This is a genomic window from Agromyces sp. MMS24-K17, assembly GCF_043950245.1.
Lineage (GTDB): Bacteria > Actinomycetota > Actinomycetes > Actinomycetales > Microbacteriaceae > Agromyces.
The window spans coordinates 2,652,836-2,667,085 of record NZ_CP171640.1 but is presented as its reverse complement, the minus strand read 5'-3'; the positions used below and the strand labels follow the sequence as shown (position 1 = coordinate 2,667,085).

General features: G+C 73.0%; 17 protein-coding genes. 2 read left to right on the top strand and 15 right to left on the bottom strand.

Going from position 1 to position 14,250, the window contains the following annotated elements:
- Positions 1 to 119: 119 nt before the first annotated feature.
- Together tsf and rpsB are read right to left on the bottom strand one after the other, a co-directional pair.
- The gene (gene tsf, locus ACGGZK_RS12150) at positions 120 to 950 is read right to left on the bottom strand and encodes a translation elongation factor Ts (RefSeq protein WP_395242912.1); all 831 of its coding nucleotides are present in this window, start codon (positions 948 to 950) and stop codon (positions 120 to 122) included.
- Between the two features lie 47 nt (positions 951 to 997).
- Positions 998 to 1,900 carry a 30S ribosomal protein S2 gene (gene rpsB / locus ACGGZK_RS12145; RefSeq protein ID WP_395242911.1) on the bottom strand — a complete coding sequence of 301 codons (903 nt, stop codon included), beginning with the start codon at positions 1,898 to 1,900 and terminating at the stop codon, positions 998 to 1,000.
- Positions 1,901 to 2,176: 276 nt separating this feature from the next.
- On the opposite strand from rpsB, the gene ACGGZK_RS12140 reads away from it, so the two are divergent.
- On the top strand, positions 2,177 to 2,752 hold the full coding sequence (locus tag ACGGZK_RS12140; protein ID WP_395242910.1) for a M23 family metallopeptidase: 576 nt from the start codon (positions 2,177 to 2,179) through the stop codon (positions 2,750 to 2,752).
- A gap of 9 nt (positions 2,753 to 2,761) precedes the next feature.
- Here the strand turns inward: ACGGZK_RS12140 and ACGGZK_RS12135 are convergent, their stop codons facing one another.
- From ACGGZK_RS12135 to ACGGZK_RS12080, 12 genes are all read right to left on the bottom strand, one after another.
- On the bottom strand, positions 2,762 to 3,745 hold the full coding sequence (locus ACGGZK_RS12135) for a tyrosine recombinase XerC (protein ID WP_395242909.1): 984 nt from the start codon (positions 3,743 to 3,745) through the stop codon (positions 2,762 to 2,764).
- A 1-nt stretch (position 3,746) separates the two neighbouring features.
- Positions 3,747 to 4,655, bottom strand: coding sequence for a phosphodiesterase (locus ACGGZK_RS12130; RefSeq protein ID WP_395242908.1), 909 nt, complete (start codon positions 4,653 to 4,655; stop codon positions 3,747 to 3,749).
- Positions 4,656 to 4,715: 60 nt separating this feature from the next.
- Positions 4,716 to 4,922 carry a hypothetical protein gene (locus ACGGZK_RS12125; RefSeq protein WP_395242907.1) on the bottom strand — a complete coding sequence of 69 codons (207 nt, stop codon included), beginning with the start codon at positions 4,920 to 4,922 and terminating at the stop codon, positions 4,716 to 4,718.
- 58 nt (positions 4,923 to 4,980) lie between these two features.
- A complete protein-coding gene (gene dprA / locus ACGGZK_RS12120; RefSeq protein ID WP_395242906.1) occupies positions 4,981 to 6,279 on the bottom strand; it encodes a DNA-processing protein DprA in 1,299 nt (432 codons plus the stop codon).
- On the bottom strand, positions 6,276 to 7,823 hold the full coding sequence (locus tag ACGGZK_RS12115) for a YifB family Mg chelatase-like AAA ATPase (RefSeq protein ID WP_395242905.1): 1,548 nt from the start codon (positions 7,821 to 7,823) through the stop codon (positions 6,276 to 6,278). Before ACGGZK_RS12115 ends, dprA begins: the two co-directional genes overlap by 4 nt.
- Complete coding sequence (locus ACGGZK_RS12110) at positions 7,823 to 8,179, bottom strand: YraN family protein (protein ID WP_395242904.1); 357 nt, start codon at positions 8,177 to 8,179, stop codon at positions 7,823 to 7,825. Before ACGGZK_RS12110 ends, ACGGZK_RS12115 begins: the two co-directional genes overlap by 1 nt.
- Positions 8,180 to 8,311: 132 nt before the next feature.
- Complete coding sequence (locus tag ACGGZK_RS12105; protein ID WP_395242903.1) at positions 8,312 to 9,928, bottom strand: FAD-dependent oxidoreductase; 1,617 nt, start codon at positions 9,926 to 9,928, stop codon at positions 8,312 to 8,314.
- An 85-nt stretch (positions 9,929 to 10,013) separates the two neighbouring features.
- Entirely contained in the window at positions 10,014 to 10,337 is a 324-nt protein-coding gene (locus tag ACGGZK_RS12100) for a DUF2469 family protein (protein ID WP_121475413.1), read from the bottom strand.
- A 6-nt stretch (positions 10,338 to 10,343) separates the two neighbouring features.
- Positions 10,344 to 11,030 carry a ribonuclease HII gene (locus ACGGZK_RS12095; protein ID WP_395242902.1) on the bottom strand — a complete coding sequence of 229 codons (687 nt, stop codon included), beginning with the start codon at positions 11,028 to 11,030 and terminating at the stop codon, positions 10,344 to 10,346.
- On the bottom strand, positions 11,030 to 11,800 hold the full coding sequence (gene lepB, locus ACGGZK_RS12090) for a signal peptidase I (RefSeq protein ID WP_395242901.1): 771 nt from the start codon (positions 11,798 to 11,800) through the stop codon (positions 11,030 to 11,032). The genes ACGGZK_RS12095 and lepB overlap by 1 nt, the downstream gene beginning before the upstream one ends.
- An 83-nt stretch (positions 11,801 to 11,883) precedes the next feature.
- Positions 11,884 to 12,231: a 50S ribosomal protein L19 gene (rplS, locus tag ACGGZK_RS12085; protein WP_395242900.1), complete on the bottom strand. Its 348-nt coding sequence runs from the start codon at positions 12,229 to 12,231 to the stop codon at positions 11,884 to 11,886.
- A gap of 177 nt (positions 12,232 to 12,408) precedes the next feature.
- The gene (locus ACGGZK_RS12080; RefSeq protein ID WP_395242899.1) at positions 12,409 to 12,909 is read right to left on the bottom strand and encodes a hypothetical protein; all 501 of its coding nucleotides are present in this window, start codon (positions 12,907 to 12,909) and stop codon (positions 12,409 to 12,411) included.
- A gap of 87 nt (positions 12,910 to 12,996) precedes the next feature.
- Between ACGGZK_RS12080 and map the strand changes: the two genes are divergently transcribed.
- Positions 12,997 to 13,770: a type I methionyl aminopeptidase gene (gene map, locus ACGGZK_RS12075; RefSeq protein ID WP_395242898.1), complete on the top strand. Its 774-nt coding sequence runs from the start codon at positions 12,997 to 12,999 to the stop codon at positions 13,768 to 13,770.
- A gap of 42 nt (positions 13,771 to 13,812) precedes the next feature.
- Here map and nirD read toward each other — a convergent pair whose 3' ends face one another.
- A complete protein-coding gene (nirD, locus tag ACGGZK_RS12070; protein WP_395242897.1) occupies positions 13,813 to 14,208 on the bottom strand; it encodes a nitrite reductase small subunit NirD in 396 nt (131 codons plus the stop codon).
- Positions 14,209 to 14,250: the final 42 nt, after the last annotated feature.

The following is a 14,250-nucleotide window of genomic DNA, read 5'->3' as shown; positions in this document are numbered from 1 at the left end:
GGCGAAATCGTCGGATGTCCCGCCGCAACGATCCCGGCAGGATCGACGTCGTCGGCGGGAGATCCGCACACGAAAAGGGAGTCCGGATCGCGATGCGATCCGGACTCCCTCATGTCGAACTAGGCGCCGACCTTGAAGCGGGCGAAGTCGCTCACCGTGATGCCGGCGTCCGAGAGGACCTTGGCGACGTTGAGCTTGTTGTCCTTCGCGTAGTCCTGCTCCAGCAGGGCGACCTGCTTGAAGAAGGCGCTGACGCGGCCCTCGACGATCTTCGGGAGGGCGGCCTCGGGCTTGCCCTCCTCGCGGGTGATCTGCTCGACGAGCGCGCGCTCCTTCTCGACGGCCTCGGCCGGGACGTCCTCACGGGTGAGGTACTCCGGCGCGGCGAACGAGATGTGCTGCGCGATCGACCGGGCGGTCTCCGCATCGGCACCGGCGTAGCCGACGACCACGCCGACCTGCGGGGGCAGGTCCTTCGAGGTCTTGTGCAGGTAGATCGAGAACTGCTCGCCCTTGACGAGGCGGACGCGGCGGAGCTCGACCTTCTCGCCGAGGATCGCAGCGTCCTCATCGATGACGGCACCGACGGTCTTGCCCTCGGCCGGCGCGGCCAGGGCGGCCTCGACGGTCTCGGCGCGCGACGCGGCGACGGCCGCGAGGACGCGGTCGGCGAGGCCGACGAACTTGTCGCCCTTCGCGACGAAGTCGGTCTCGCAGGCGAGCTCGATGAGCGTCGCGGTGCCGTCGCCGTTGTCGACGGCGGCGACGAGGCCCTCCGAGGTGGAGCGGTCGGCGCGCTTCGCGTTGCCCTTGGCACCCTTGAGGCGCAGGATCTCCGTCGCCTTCTCGAGGTCGCCGTCCGCCTCGACGAGCGCGTTCTTGGTGTCGGTCATGCCGGTCCCGAGCTGCTCGCGGAGCGCCTTGATGTCGGCGATGCTGACGTTGGCCATGTGGAATGGACTCCCTGTCGTGTCGGAGTGAGTGGGTGGGGTGTCGACTACTCGGCGGCCGCGGCCGGCTCGGCGTCGGCCTGCTCGGCGTCGGCCTGCTCGGCGACGACCTCGGCGGCCTCGGCCTTGGCCTCGGCCTCGGTCTCCGCGACCTTCTCGGTCTCGGCGGAAGCCTGCTCCGGCGTGGTCTCGGCACCGGCCTGGAGGAGCTCCTGCTCCCACTCGGCGAGCGGCTCGGCCGCTTCGCCCTCTTCGGGCTTCTGGTGGCGCTGGATGAGGCCCTCGGCGGCGGCGTCGGCGATGATGCGGGTGAGCAGGCTCACCGAGCGGATCGCGTCGTCGTTGCCGGGGATCGGGAACTGGACCTCGTCGGGGTCGCAGTTGGTGTCGAGGATGCCGATGACGGGGATGCCGAGCTTCTTGGCCTCGTCGATCGCGAGGTGCTCCTTCTTGGTGTCCACGACCCAGAGCGCCGACGGCGTCTTCGAGAGGTTGCGGATACCGCCGAGCGACTTGTGCAGCTTGTCGAGCTCGCGCTTCTTGAGCAGCAGCTCCTTCTTGGTGAAGCCCGAGGTGGTGCCCTCGAAGTCGAGCTCCTCGAGCTCCTTCATGCGGGCGAGGCGCTTCGACACCGTCGAGAAGTTGGTGAGGAGGCCGCCGAGCCAACGCTGGTTCACGTAGGGCTGGCCGACGCGGGTCGCCTGCTCGGCGATGGACTCCTGCGCCTGCTTCTTCGTGCCGACGAAGAGGATGGTGCCGCCGTGGGCGACGGTCTCCTTGACGAAGTCGTAGGCCTTGTCGATGTAGCCGAGCGACTGCTGGAGGTCGATGATGTAGATGCCCGAGCGCTCGGTGAAGATGAAGCGCTTCATCTTCGGGTTCCAGCGGCGGGTCTGGTGCCCGAAGTGGACGCCGCTGTCGAGCAGCTGGCGAATGGTGACGACGGCCATGAGCCGTTCTCCTTCTGTTCTCAGTTCATGCTGCCGATCGGCGACCGGAAGCCCTGGTGCCCGGCACGGCTCCGCCGAGGGCCCCGTCGTGGTGACGGAGCACGGACTGAGTGGAGTCGTCTGCCGAATGGGCACGCGTAGTCGCCCCGACACGCGAGGCGCTCTCGCAACTCTACCATCCGGAGCAGTCCTCCCCAACCGGCGGGCGGGGCTCCCGCGCGACCGCGGCGGTCGCGCGGGCGCCGGATGCCACCGCCGAGGCGGCATGCTGCCGGGATGCCCCGTGCACGCGCACTTCCCCCGGCCCCGAAGGTCCGGCAGGCCCGGCCGGCCGTCATCATGATCGCCGTCCTCCTCCTGCTCATCGGCCCGATTGCAGCCGGTCCGGCCACCGCGGTCGGCCCGGCGGCCGCGGCCGGCGGCGCACCGATCGACGAGGCGGGCACGTGGCATTGGCCCGTCGCCGCGCCGATCCGGGTGACCGCGCCGTTCCGCGCCCCCGAGACGAGGTACTCCGCGGGCCACCGCGGGATCGACCTCGCCGCGACGACTGGCGACCCGGTCACCGCGCCCGCCGACGGCGTCGTCTCGTTCGCCGGGATGGTCGCGGGCCGGCCGGTCGTCTCGATCGATCACGGCCTCGGCGTGGTGAGCTCCTTGGAGCCGGTGATCGCACAGGTCGAGGCCGGCACCCGCGTGGAGCGCGGCCGGCCCATCGGCACGGTCGGCGCCGGCGGCCACTGCGACGACGGATGCGTCCACCTCGGCGCGAGGGTCGACGGCGAGTACGTGTCGCCGCACCGGTTCCTCGGCGGCCTGCCCCGCGCCGTGCTGCTGCCCTGGGGCGACTGAGGGCGCGGCTCAGGCGCGCGGATGCGCCAGTCGGTAGCTCTCCTTCAGCCGCTCGGCCGACACGTGCGTGTAGATCTGCGTCGTGCCCAGGCTCGCGTGCCCGAGGAACTCCTGCACCGCCCGCAGGTCGGCCCCGCCGTCGAGCAGGTGCGTCGCGGCGGTGTGCCGGAGCGCGTGTGGACCGGCCGGACCGGTGCCCGGCACCTCGGCCAGCAGGTCGGCGACGAGCCGGTGCACCGCCCGCACCCCGATCCGAGCACCACGGGCGCCGAGGAAGACCGCGCGCTCCGCAGGCGCCCCCTCGGAGCGGGTGGCGAGCAACGCGGGGCGGGCGATGTCGAGGTAGCGGTCGAGCGCTCGCGCCGCAGGCGCGCCGTACGGCACGACGCGCTCCTTCGCCCCCTTGCCGAGGACCCGCACCGTGCGCCGGCCGCGGTCGATCCCGTCCACGTCGAGGCCGGCGAGCTCCGACACCCGCAGCGCGGCGGCGTAGAGCAATTCGACGATCGCGACGTCGCGGCGGGCGATCGGGTCGCCGTCGACCGCTCGCGCCTCGAGCCGGGCGATGAGGTCGGCCATCGCGTCACGGCCGACCACTCGCGGCAGCGTCCGGTGCGCCTTCGGCGTCCGCAGGCGCGCTCCCGCGTCCGCGGCGAGCACGCCGCGCCGCGCGAGCCAGGCGGTGAAGCCCCGTGCGCTCGCGGCACGTCGGGCGATCGTCGTGCGAGCGAGTCCGCGGTCGGATGCCTCGCCGAGCCAGTCCCGCAGCAGGAGCAGGTCGACGTCGACGGGCTCGGACACGCCGTGCGCGACGGCGAAGCCGGCGAGGTCGGCGAGGTCGGACCGGTAGGCCGAGATCGTGTTCGGCGAGTACCCTCGCGCGCGTTCCAGGTCGACGACGTACTCCCGCGTCGCAGCGGCGATCGCGGAATCCCCGGCCGTCGCCGCGGCGGGCCCGGCGGCTCCCGCACCCCGCCCCGACGGGCCGGCCACGTCAGTCGCCTCCGCGCTTGCGGGAGAAGCGCTCGAGGCGGCCGGCGTCGTCCAGGTCCTCGATCTCCGCGAGGAACGCCTCGCCGAAGTTCGCGACGACGGGGAACGCGCCGACGGGCACGACCGACGTGACGATGCCCTCGTCGAAGCAGTGCACGAGCGTGAACGAGCGCCCGCCGTCGACGCCGACGAGTTCGCGGGGCGGCGCCGACAGGTCCATCGTGTACGCGGTGGCTCCGGCGACGGAGACGGGGATGCCGGCAAACATCCCGTTGGTCGCGTAGTGGAGATGACCGCCGAGGATGAGCCGCACGTCGGTGCCCGCCAGCACCTCGGCGAGGGCGTCCTGGCCGCGCAGCTCGAGGACGTCCATCAGACCGAGGGGCGTCGCGAGCGGAGCGTGGTGCAGGGCGAGCACCGTCCCCTCCGGGGCGGGCTCCGCGAGCACGCGGGCGAGCCAGTCGAGCGTCTCGGGGACGAGTTCGCCGTGGTGCCAACCCGGGACCGAGCTGTCGACCGCGACGATCCGCAGGCCGCCGCACCACGACGCCCGGTTCACGGGGGCCGGGCTCGACGCCTCGTCGAGCAGGTCGGTGCGGAACGTCTCGCGGACGTCGTGGTTGCCCATCACCCACACCAGTTCCGCCCCGGTCGACGCCGCGACGGGCTCGAGGAGGCCTCGCACCCGGCGGTAGGCGTCGGGTTCGCCGAGGTCGGCGACGTCGCCGGTGACGACGATGGCGTCGAGCGCCCCGCCGAGCCTCGCCAGCTGTTCGCACGCCCGCGCGAGCGCCGACACGGTGTCAGCCGCACCGCCCAGCCGGGCACCGCCGTCGAGCAGGTGGGTGTCGCTCACGTGCGCGAGCACGCGACGAGCCGCCGGGTATCGTCCGAGCCGTGGTGCGTTCATCGCCACCTCCTCGGCGCCAGCCTACGGCGGGCCTCCGACCCGGTTCGGGCGACCCGCGGGTCAGTGCCGCAGCGGATGGCGGACGCGGAGGAGCGCCTCGGGCGCGGCGGTGAAGAACTTCTCGCGCCCGCCCTCGGGCAGCCAGTAGACCCGGATGCCGCGCCCCACCGTGCGCAGCCGGTGCACCCGGAACTCCTGGCCCGTCGGGTTGACGAGCACGTCGTCGACCTGCAGGTCGCGAGCCTTGGCGATCGTCATGCCGTTCATGTTGAGAGTGTCTCAACACCCGCCGACATTCGAACACCTGTTCGCCGCGAGCGCACGGCTACCTGCCGAGCCGCCCACCGAGGACCCAGCCCTCGGCGCGACGCACGACCCGGGCGTCCGCCTCCAGCACGCCGAGCAGTCCCATCACCCGGCGCCCCTCCAACCCCGAGCGGATGACCAGTTCCTCGACGCCACGCGGCGCGCGCCGGCTCAAGGCGTCGACGAGGCGGAGGACGTCGGGCGGGTCATCCGCCGCCGTTCCCGGACGCCCGGCCGCCGAGCCGCCCGCGGCGAGCGGCCGGCCTGCGCCCGCACGCGCGCCGCTCCCCCAGGCCTCCTCGGCCACGAGCTCGGCCACCTGCTGAGCGTCGGTCACGCACACCGCGTCGTACTCGCGCAGCAGGCGATGGCAACCCGCCGACGCCGGACTCGTCACCGGGCCGGGCACCGCGCCCAGCGGACGGCCGAGCGACGACGCGTGCCCGGCGGTGTTGAGCGAGCCCGACCGCCAGCCGGCCTCCACAACGACGGTGGCCGAACTCGCCGCGGCGATGAGCCGATTGCGCTGGAGGAACCGCCACTTCGTCGGCGCCTGACCACACGGCACCTCGGCGACGACCGCCCCGGCGGCGGCGATGCGCGCGAGCAACGACTCGTGGCCGGCCGGGTAGAAGCGGTCGACCCCGCCCGCGAGGTACGCGACGGTCGTGCCGCCGCTCGCGAGCGTCGCGCGGTGGGCCATCCCGTCGATCCCGTAGGCGCCTCCCGAGACGATCGTGAACCCCCGATCGGCCAGCCCCGCGGCCAGCTCGGCGGTGACGTGCTCGCCGTACCCCGTGGCGGCGCGGGCCCCGACGATCGCGATCGACCGCTCGGCCGCCGGGCCGGCGAGCAGTCCCGCGTCGCCGCGCACCCACAGCCCGAGCGGCGCATGCACGCCGAGGTCGTCGAGCCCGGCCGGCCAGTCGTCGTCGCCGGGTACGACGTAGGTCGCGCCGACGCGCGACGCCTGGGCGAGCGCGCGAGCCATGGCGTCGACGTCGACCCGCGGTAGCCAGCGTTCGAGGCCGGCTCGCACGGTGCGGGGATCGGCGGGGTCGCCGGCCGCGGCGAGCGCGCCGCCGACGTCGGACTCGCCGGCCCGGGCCAGCAGCAGTCGCGCGGCGAGCGGCGCACCGACCGCGGCGACCAGCCGTCCGAGCAGTCCGTCGCCGGGCTCGGCAAGGGTTCCGAGGACGATCCGGCCGATGGCTTCCACGTCGCCCGCGTCGCGCTCCTCGGGAGCCCCGCGCCCGACACCGGGCAGCAGCGGAGCGAACCGGGCGCGGACCTCGTCGAAGGAGATCGCCGTGCTCATGCCGCCACCCCCTTCCGCAGGTAGAGCGCTCGGCCGACCGCCTCGGCATCGGGTGCCGTGCGTCCCTCGAGGTCCGCGATGGACCACGCGACCTTCAGGATGCGGTCGTAGCCGCGCATGGTGATGAGTCCGGTCTCGAGCGCGCGATCGGCGGGGCGCGTCGCACGTCCGCCGGGGTGCAGGCCGCCCTCGCCGCGGAGCCATGGACCGGGGACCTCGGCGTTCGTGCGCCATGGGGTGCCCTGCAGCCGCTCCCCTGCCACGGCTCGGGCGCCGACGACGCGCTCCCGTGCAGCGCTGCTCGAGAGGCCGGGCGACTCGGCGGCGATTCGCAGGCCGGACGCCGTCATCCGCGGCACGCGGAGGTGCACGTCGATCCGGTCGAGCAGCGGCCCCGAGATGCGGCCGAGGTAGCGCCGGCGCACCATCGGCGCGCACGTGCACTCCGAGTCGCGGACGCCCCACTCGCCGCAGGGACAGGGGTTCGCGGCGAGCACGAGTTGGAAGCGCGCGGGGAACGTGGCGACCGCGTGGGCGCGGTGGATGCTCACCGTGCCGCTCTCGAGCGGCTGGCGCAGGACGTCGAGCACGGAGGCGGCGAACTCGGGCGCCTCGTCGAGGAACAGCACGCCGTGCGAGGCGCGCGCGGCCGCGCCCGGTCGGATGACCCGGCTCCCGCCGCCCACCATCGATGCGGGGCTCGCGGTGTGGTGCGGCGCCTCGAACGGCGGACGAACCGAGAGCCCCTCGCCGGGCGGTCGCCCGGCGAGCGAGCGGATCGACGCGACCTCGAGGGCTGCGTCGGCGTCGAGGTCGGGCAGGATGCCGGGCAGGCGCGAGGCGAGCATGGTCTTCCCGGCTCCGGGCGGGCCGGAGAGGAACACGTGGTGGCCTCCGGCTGCGGCGACGAGCAGGGCCTCGACCGCGTCGGCGTTGCCGGCGACGTCGGCGAGGTCGCCGCCGGTCGCGGACTGGTCGAGGGCGTCGACGCGGGCCACCAACGGCACCGGGTCGACCGGACGGGCATCGAACCGACCCCCGTGGCGGATGGCCGCGTCGAGCAGGGAGGCGACGGCGAGGACCTCGATGCCGGGGACGAGCGAGGCCTCCGCCGCGTTGGCCTCGGGCACCATGACGGTGCGGTGTCCGGCGCGCGAGGCGGCCAGGACGGCGGGCAGGATGCCGTCGATCGGGCGGAGCCGCCCGTCGAGGCCGACCTCGCCGAGGTGCACCACCTGCTCGATCGACACGGGGTCCACCGCGCCGGAGGCGGCCAGGCAGGCGAGGGCGATCGCCAAGTCGAAGCCGGAGCCGTGCTTCGGCAAGGCCGCCGGCGACAGGTTGACGGTCAGCTTGCGCTGCGGCAGGGGGCATCCGGCGTTCATCGCAGCCGATCGCACGCGTTCGCGGGCCTCGCCGAGGGCGGCGTCGGGCAGGCCGATGATCACGAACCCGGGGAGCTGGCTCGACAGATCGGCCTCCACCTCGACCATCGAGCCGGTGAGTCCGAGCAGCGCGACCGACCTGGTCCGTGCGACCGGCATCAGCTCACCCCCTCGAGATGCTCGATGAGCGCCGGCGCCTCGGGCGGTGCGAGCACCGACACGGCGTCGATGCGGATCCGCCCCACCGGGGCATCCGTCTGCTCGCACCAGGCGATCGCGAGTCGACGCAGCCGGGTGAGCTTGCGGGCGGTGATCGACTCGAAGGGATGCCCGAAGGCCGCGGATGTTCGCGTCTTCACCTCGACGAAGACCGTGTCGACGCCGTCGCGCGCGACGATGTCGATCTCACCGAGCCGGCATCGCCAGTTGCGGTCGAGCACGACCATGCCGCGTCGTTCCAGGTGGCCGACGGCGAGTTCCTCGCCATGCCGGCCCAGTTCCGTGTTGTGCGCCATCCGCACCTCCTCGGCGACCAGCGTCGCGAGGCGGAGCGCGCGCCGAACGCGCGAGGCGGCGGGATGTGTCGGACGCGCGCCCGTCCACACCCGGCTCGGAGAGGTCGGGTCGGCGCGCCCGACTCGGGTCGCTCAGCGCGGCAGCGCGAGGTACCGGTGCGCGTAGGCGACGGCCATGCCGCCCTCCCCCACACCGGCCGCGACGCGCTTGACCGATCCCGAGCGCACGTCGCCGATGGCGAACACCCCCGGCGCGCTCGACTCGAGGGCGAAGGGCGGTCGCTCCAGCGTCCACTGCGTCGTCGCGGCCGCGTCGGCGCCGGTGAGGATGAACCCGTGCTCGTCGCGGGCGACCTCGGGCGGCAGCCAGCCGGTCACCGCGTCGGCGCCGATCATGACGAACACGACGGGGAACTCGCGCCGCTCGCTGGAGCCGGCCGCGCCGTCGCGCACGTCCACCGCCTCGAGCCGGCGGCCGCCGTGCACGCCGACGACCGAACTGCGCGTCTGGACCCGGATGCCGTCGTTCGCCGCGATCTGGTCGATGAGGTAGCGCGACATGCTGGCCTCGAGCGACGGGCCGCGCACGAGCATGGTGACCGACCGCGCATGCCGGGAGAAGAAGATCGCCGCCTGCCCCGCGGAGTTGCCCGCGCCGATGATGCAGATGTCCTGCCCCTGCGCGATCGCGGCGTCGCTGCGGGCGGCCCCGTAGTACACGCCATTGCCGAGGAATCGGTCGACGCCGGGCACGTCGAGGCTGCGCCACTCCACGCCGGTGGCGATGACGACGAGCCCGGCCCGCAGGGTGCCCCCGCCGTCGAGCGTGATCTCGTGCGAGGCCGCGTCGAGCGACGTGGCTCGCCGCGTCACCACGATCTCCGCGCCGAGGCGCCGGGCCTGCGTCAGCGCCCGGCTCGCGAGGTCGTCGCCGGAGATGCCGAACGGGAAGCCGGTGTAGTTCTCGATCCGAGTCGACGTGCCGGCCTGTCCGCCGGGCGCGAGCCCCTCGATCACGACCGTCCGCAGGCCCTCCGCCGCGGCGTTCACCGCCGCGGTGAGGCCGGCGGGCCCCGCGCCGAGCACCACGAGGTCGTAGGCGTCCGCACCGGGCTCGACGTCGAGGCCGACGGCCTGCGCGACCTCCCGCATCGAGGGCGCCGTGAGCTGCGTACCGTCGCGGAGCTCGAGGACCGGCACCGGGCCGCCGCCGTCGGCCTCCGTCACCACGCGGTCGAACGCGACGCGGTTGCGGGTGAGGAAGGTCGCGACCTCGCGCACCCTCGCGTCGACCCTCGGCCCGATGAGGTGCGCGACGGGCTCGGGCTGCTCGGTGGCGAGTTCCTGCAGGGAGTCGAGGTGGCGTCGCGCGAGCCACGCGACCCGCTCGGCGACCGACGGCGCCTTCGCGGCGAGCGTGTAGTAGACGGTGACGTCGAGCTTGATGATCCGCGACGGCTCGGCGGCCCGCCCGCTCGCCGGGAACGGGCTGCTCAGCGTCATCGGCACCTCGCCGAAGAACTGCCCGGGCGTGCGCTCGCCGATGACGCGCTCGTCGCCGTTGATCACCTTCGTGAGCTCCGCACGGCCGTCGACCACGACGTAGAGCGCGCGCTCCTCGCCCTCGTGGGCGAAGTACTCGCCCGGCCCGAGGCAGATGTCCTCGACGGCGCCCGCCAGGTAGGCGAGCGCGTCGGTGGGCAACGGGGCGAAGATGCGGATGGCGCGGAGCTCGGCCTCGGTGATCACCCGTCGGACGCTATCGGCGCCCGCACCTCCCCGCAATCACGCGTCCGGGGGGCGGGGATGCCCCGCGGCCGGCGCGCGCGGCGGATCACTCGTCGATCGCGAGTTCCTTCGGGAGCTCGAACTCGCGCGTCGCCAGCTCCTCGACGTTCACGTCCTTGAAGGTGAGCACGCGCACGCTCTTCACGAAGCGGTCGGCGCGGTACACGTCCCACACCCACACGTCCTTCATCGTGAGCTCGAAGTAGAAGTCGTGCTCCGTGTCGCGGCGCACCAACTCGACCTCGTTCGCCAGGTAGAACCGTCGCTCGGTCTCGACCACGTACTGGAACTGCGAGACGATGTCGCGGTACTCGCGGTACAGGGCCAGTTCGACCTCACGGTCGTAGTCTTCGAATTCCTCGTCGTCCATCGCGGATCATCCTACGCCGAGGTCGAAGAGCGCCGGCGTGGCCTCGGCGGCCCGTTCGGGGTGCAGCCAGGTGCGGCGATGCAGGTCGCTCGGCCCGTGCTCGTCGATCGCGGCGAAGTGCGCCCTCGTCGAGTAGCCCTTGTTCTCGTCCCAGGCGTACAGCGGCGTGACGTCGTGCGCCGCCCGCATGCCGCGGTCGCGGTGCACCTTCGCGAGCACCGACGCGGCCGACACCGATGCGCAGTCGCGGTCGGCCTTGATGCGGGTGATCACGTGCGCCTCGTGGCGGATCGCCCCGCTCAGCCAGTCGTGGTTGCCGTCGAGCAGCAGCGGCGAGCCGACGGGCAGCTCGAGCGCAGAAGACAGGGCGGCATGGGCGCGTGCCCCGGCGAGCCCGAGGCACGCCATGATCCCGAGCTCGTCGATCTCGGCGGCGCTGGCCTCGCCGACGGCCCAGCCGAGCACCCAGGCGGCCGCACGCGGCGCGAGCTGCTCGCGCTTCGGCTCGGGCAGGAGCTTCGAGTCGCGCAGGCCCGCCGGCATCCGGCGCACGCCCGCGTCGATCGCGACGACGCCGACGGTGACGGGCCCCGCGAGCGCGCCGCGGCCGACCTCGTCGCAGGCGAGGACAACGGATGCCCCGGACGCGAACAGGTCGCGTTCGACCTTCAGGTTCGGGACGACGCCCGCCATCACCCGTCTCCGTCGTCGACGCCGGCGAACACCTCGGGGTAGTTCGACAGCCATGCCCAGTGCGAGACCGGCCAGCTGACGACGAACGCGCGACCGACGACGTTCTCGATCGGCACGAAGCCCTTCAGCGGGGTGTCGCCGTTGTACCGCGAGTCCTTCGAGTTGTACCGGTTGTCGCCCATCACCCAGAGCATGCCCTCGGGCACCGTCGTGTCGAAGTCGTCCTTCGACACCTTCTGCTCACCGGGGGGCAGGGTCGCGTAGGGCTCGTCGAGCGGGACGTCGTTCACGCTCATCTGCCCGAGCGCGTTGCAGCAGGTGACGTGGTCGCCGGGCAGGCCGATGACGCGCTTGACGAGGTGGTCGTTCGAGTCGGGGGCACTCAGCCCGACGAACGCGAAGAACCAGTCGACAGCGGCCACGAGCGGCGGCTGCTCGGGCTGGACGGTGGCGGGCAGCCAGCCGCCGGGGTCCTGGAACACGACGACGTCGCCTCGCTCCACCGGCATCAGCTCGGGGACGAGCTGGTTCACGATGATCCGGTCGTCGACCTCGAGCGTCTGCTCCATCGACTGCGACGGGATGAAGAACGACCGGATCAGGAACGTCTTGATCAGGAACGAGACGAGCACGGCGACCACGAAGATCACCAGCAGGTCGCGGAGGAACAGCAGCGCCCCGCGCCTGCGGCGCGCGGCCGTCGTCGCCGTCTTCGTCGTCGTCGATTCGCCCTCGTCGTCGATGTGCGAGGTGCGTGTGTCTTCTGTCATTTAACCGCCCGAGCTCCCCGCCCAGTCTAGGGGCGGGGAGCTCGGAGGTTTGCCGGAGCGGCGCGTGATTCGCGTGGCGCGGATCAGCGGTCGCGCTTCTCCTTGATCTTCGCCTTCTTGCCGCGGAGCTTGCGCAGGTAGTAGAGCTTCGCGCGACGGACGTCACCGCGGGTGACGATCTCGATGTGGTCGATGATCGGCGAGTGCACCGGGAACTTGCGCTCGACGCCGACCTGGAAGCTGACCTTGCGGACGGTGAAGGTCTCGCGCACGCCCTCGCCCGAGCGGCCGATGACGACGCCCTGGAAGACCTGGATGCGCGAGCGCGAGCCTTCGACGATGTTGACGTGCACCTTGACGGTGTCGCCGGGGCGGAAGTCGGGGACGTCCGACTTCAGGCTCGCGGCGTCGACGTGGTCGAGGATGTGCATGATGGTTCGCTCTCTGCGCCCGCCACCGGTCGAACGCGGATCATGGATGGAAGTGTCTGGTGCCGCCCGCGCGAGGAATCGCGCTGTGCGTGCTCCCCGGAGGCAGAGTCCTGCGGCGGCACAAACAACCATTCTGCCAGATCAGGGCGGGAACCGGCAAAGCGGGGCGATCGCGGGTCAGTCGCGCACCTCGTGGACGATGATGACGTCCCCGTCCCCGTCGTCGAAGGGCGGGCGCGCCGGCGGGGCATCCGCACCCGTGCGCTGCTCTCTCGCCAGCCGCTCGTACTCGTCCATGGTCGCCTGCATGCGGCGCGCGCCGTCGCGCACGAGCTGCCAGATCGACACCCAGAAGGCGACCACCGCGGCCGCGAGCGCGAGCACCCCGAAGAGCACCGACGTGCCGCCGTAGCAGCCCGAGGCGATGAGCAGGGCATGCCAGGCGCCGAGCACGCCGACGTCCGTCCACGACACCGCGCGCTCCGCGCGCACGGTCGGGCGGGCGTTCACGATGAGCGCGATGACGAGCAGCGCGAGGAACTCGGCCGGCACGGTGATGAGCAGGCCCAGGGTGCTCCAGCCGCCCGAGCCGAAGATGGCCCAGCCGATCACCGTCCACAGCGGCAGGGCGACCGGGGCGATGAACAGCCACCTGAGGAAGATGCGCCGCAACAGCATGCCGACAGGCTAACGTGACGCCCCGCTCGCGGCACCGGGTGTTCACTCAGGGCGGAGCCGACAGAATGGGTGTCGGAGAGGACTGCCGTGATCGAACTGAGGACCCCTGCCGAGCTCGAGGAGATGCGCCCCGCCGGCCGCTTCGTCGCCGGCGTGCTGGAGGCGACCGCCGCGGCCGCGAAGGTTGGCGTGAACCTGCTGGAGCTCGACGCGCTCGCCCACCGGATGATCCGCGACGCCGGAGCCGAGAGCTGCTACATCGACTACCACCCGTCGTTCGGGGCGAGCCCGTTCGGCAAGGTGCTCTGCACCTCCGTGAACGACGCGGTGCTGCACGGCCTGCCGTTCGACTACACGCTCCGCGACGGCGACCTCCTGAGCCTCGACTTCGCGGCGAGCGTGAACGGCTGGGTCTCCGACTCCGCGGTGTCGGTGGTCGTCGGCACGCCCCGCGAGGCCGACCTCCGGCTCATCGACACGACGCAGCGCGCCCTCGACGCCGGCATCGCCGCGGCACGGCCGGGCAACCGCATCGGCGACATCTCGCGCGCGATCGCCGACGTGGCGCGCGCCGAGGGCTACACCATCAACACGGACTTCGGCGGCCACGGCGTCGGCCGCACCATGCACGGCGACCCGCACGTGCCGAACAACGGTCGGCCCGGTCGCGGCCTGCCCCTGAAGCCGGGCCTCGTCATCGCGATCGAGCCGTGGTTCCTCGAGACGACGGACCGCATCTTCACCGATCCCGACGGCTGGACGCTGCGCAGCGCCGACGGCTCGCGCGGCGCGCACTCCGAGCACACCGTCGCGATCACCGACGGCGACCCGATCGTGCTCACCGCCCGCACGGGCGCGTGACGCGCCGGGCGTAGCGCCCGGTCGACGCCGGGCGCAGCCCGGTCAGGCGACGATCGCGAGTTCCACCGCACCGTCGACCACGCGCACCGGCACGGTGCCGAGCGCGAGCGACGGGTCGGTGAGGCACTCCCCCGTGCCGAGGTCGTAGACCTCCTTGTGCAACGGGGAGGCGACGGTCGGGCGCTCGCCGCGCGAGCCCACGATGCCGCGGGCCATCACCGGCGCGCCGGTGTGCGGATCGAGGTGGTCGACCGCGAGCACCTCGTCGCCGCCGAGGCGGAACACGGCGACCTGGCGCCCCTCGACGAGCGCGACCTCGCCCCACGCGGGCTCGAGGTCCTCGACGGCGCAGACGCGCACCCAGCGGGCCGCGCCCGCACTCGCGCCGGGCTCGACGAGGTCGGCCCCGGCGGCGCTTCGTTCGACGGTGAGGCTCATGGCGTCTCCCTTCCACGGCAACGGATCGCGGCATCCGCCCGC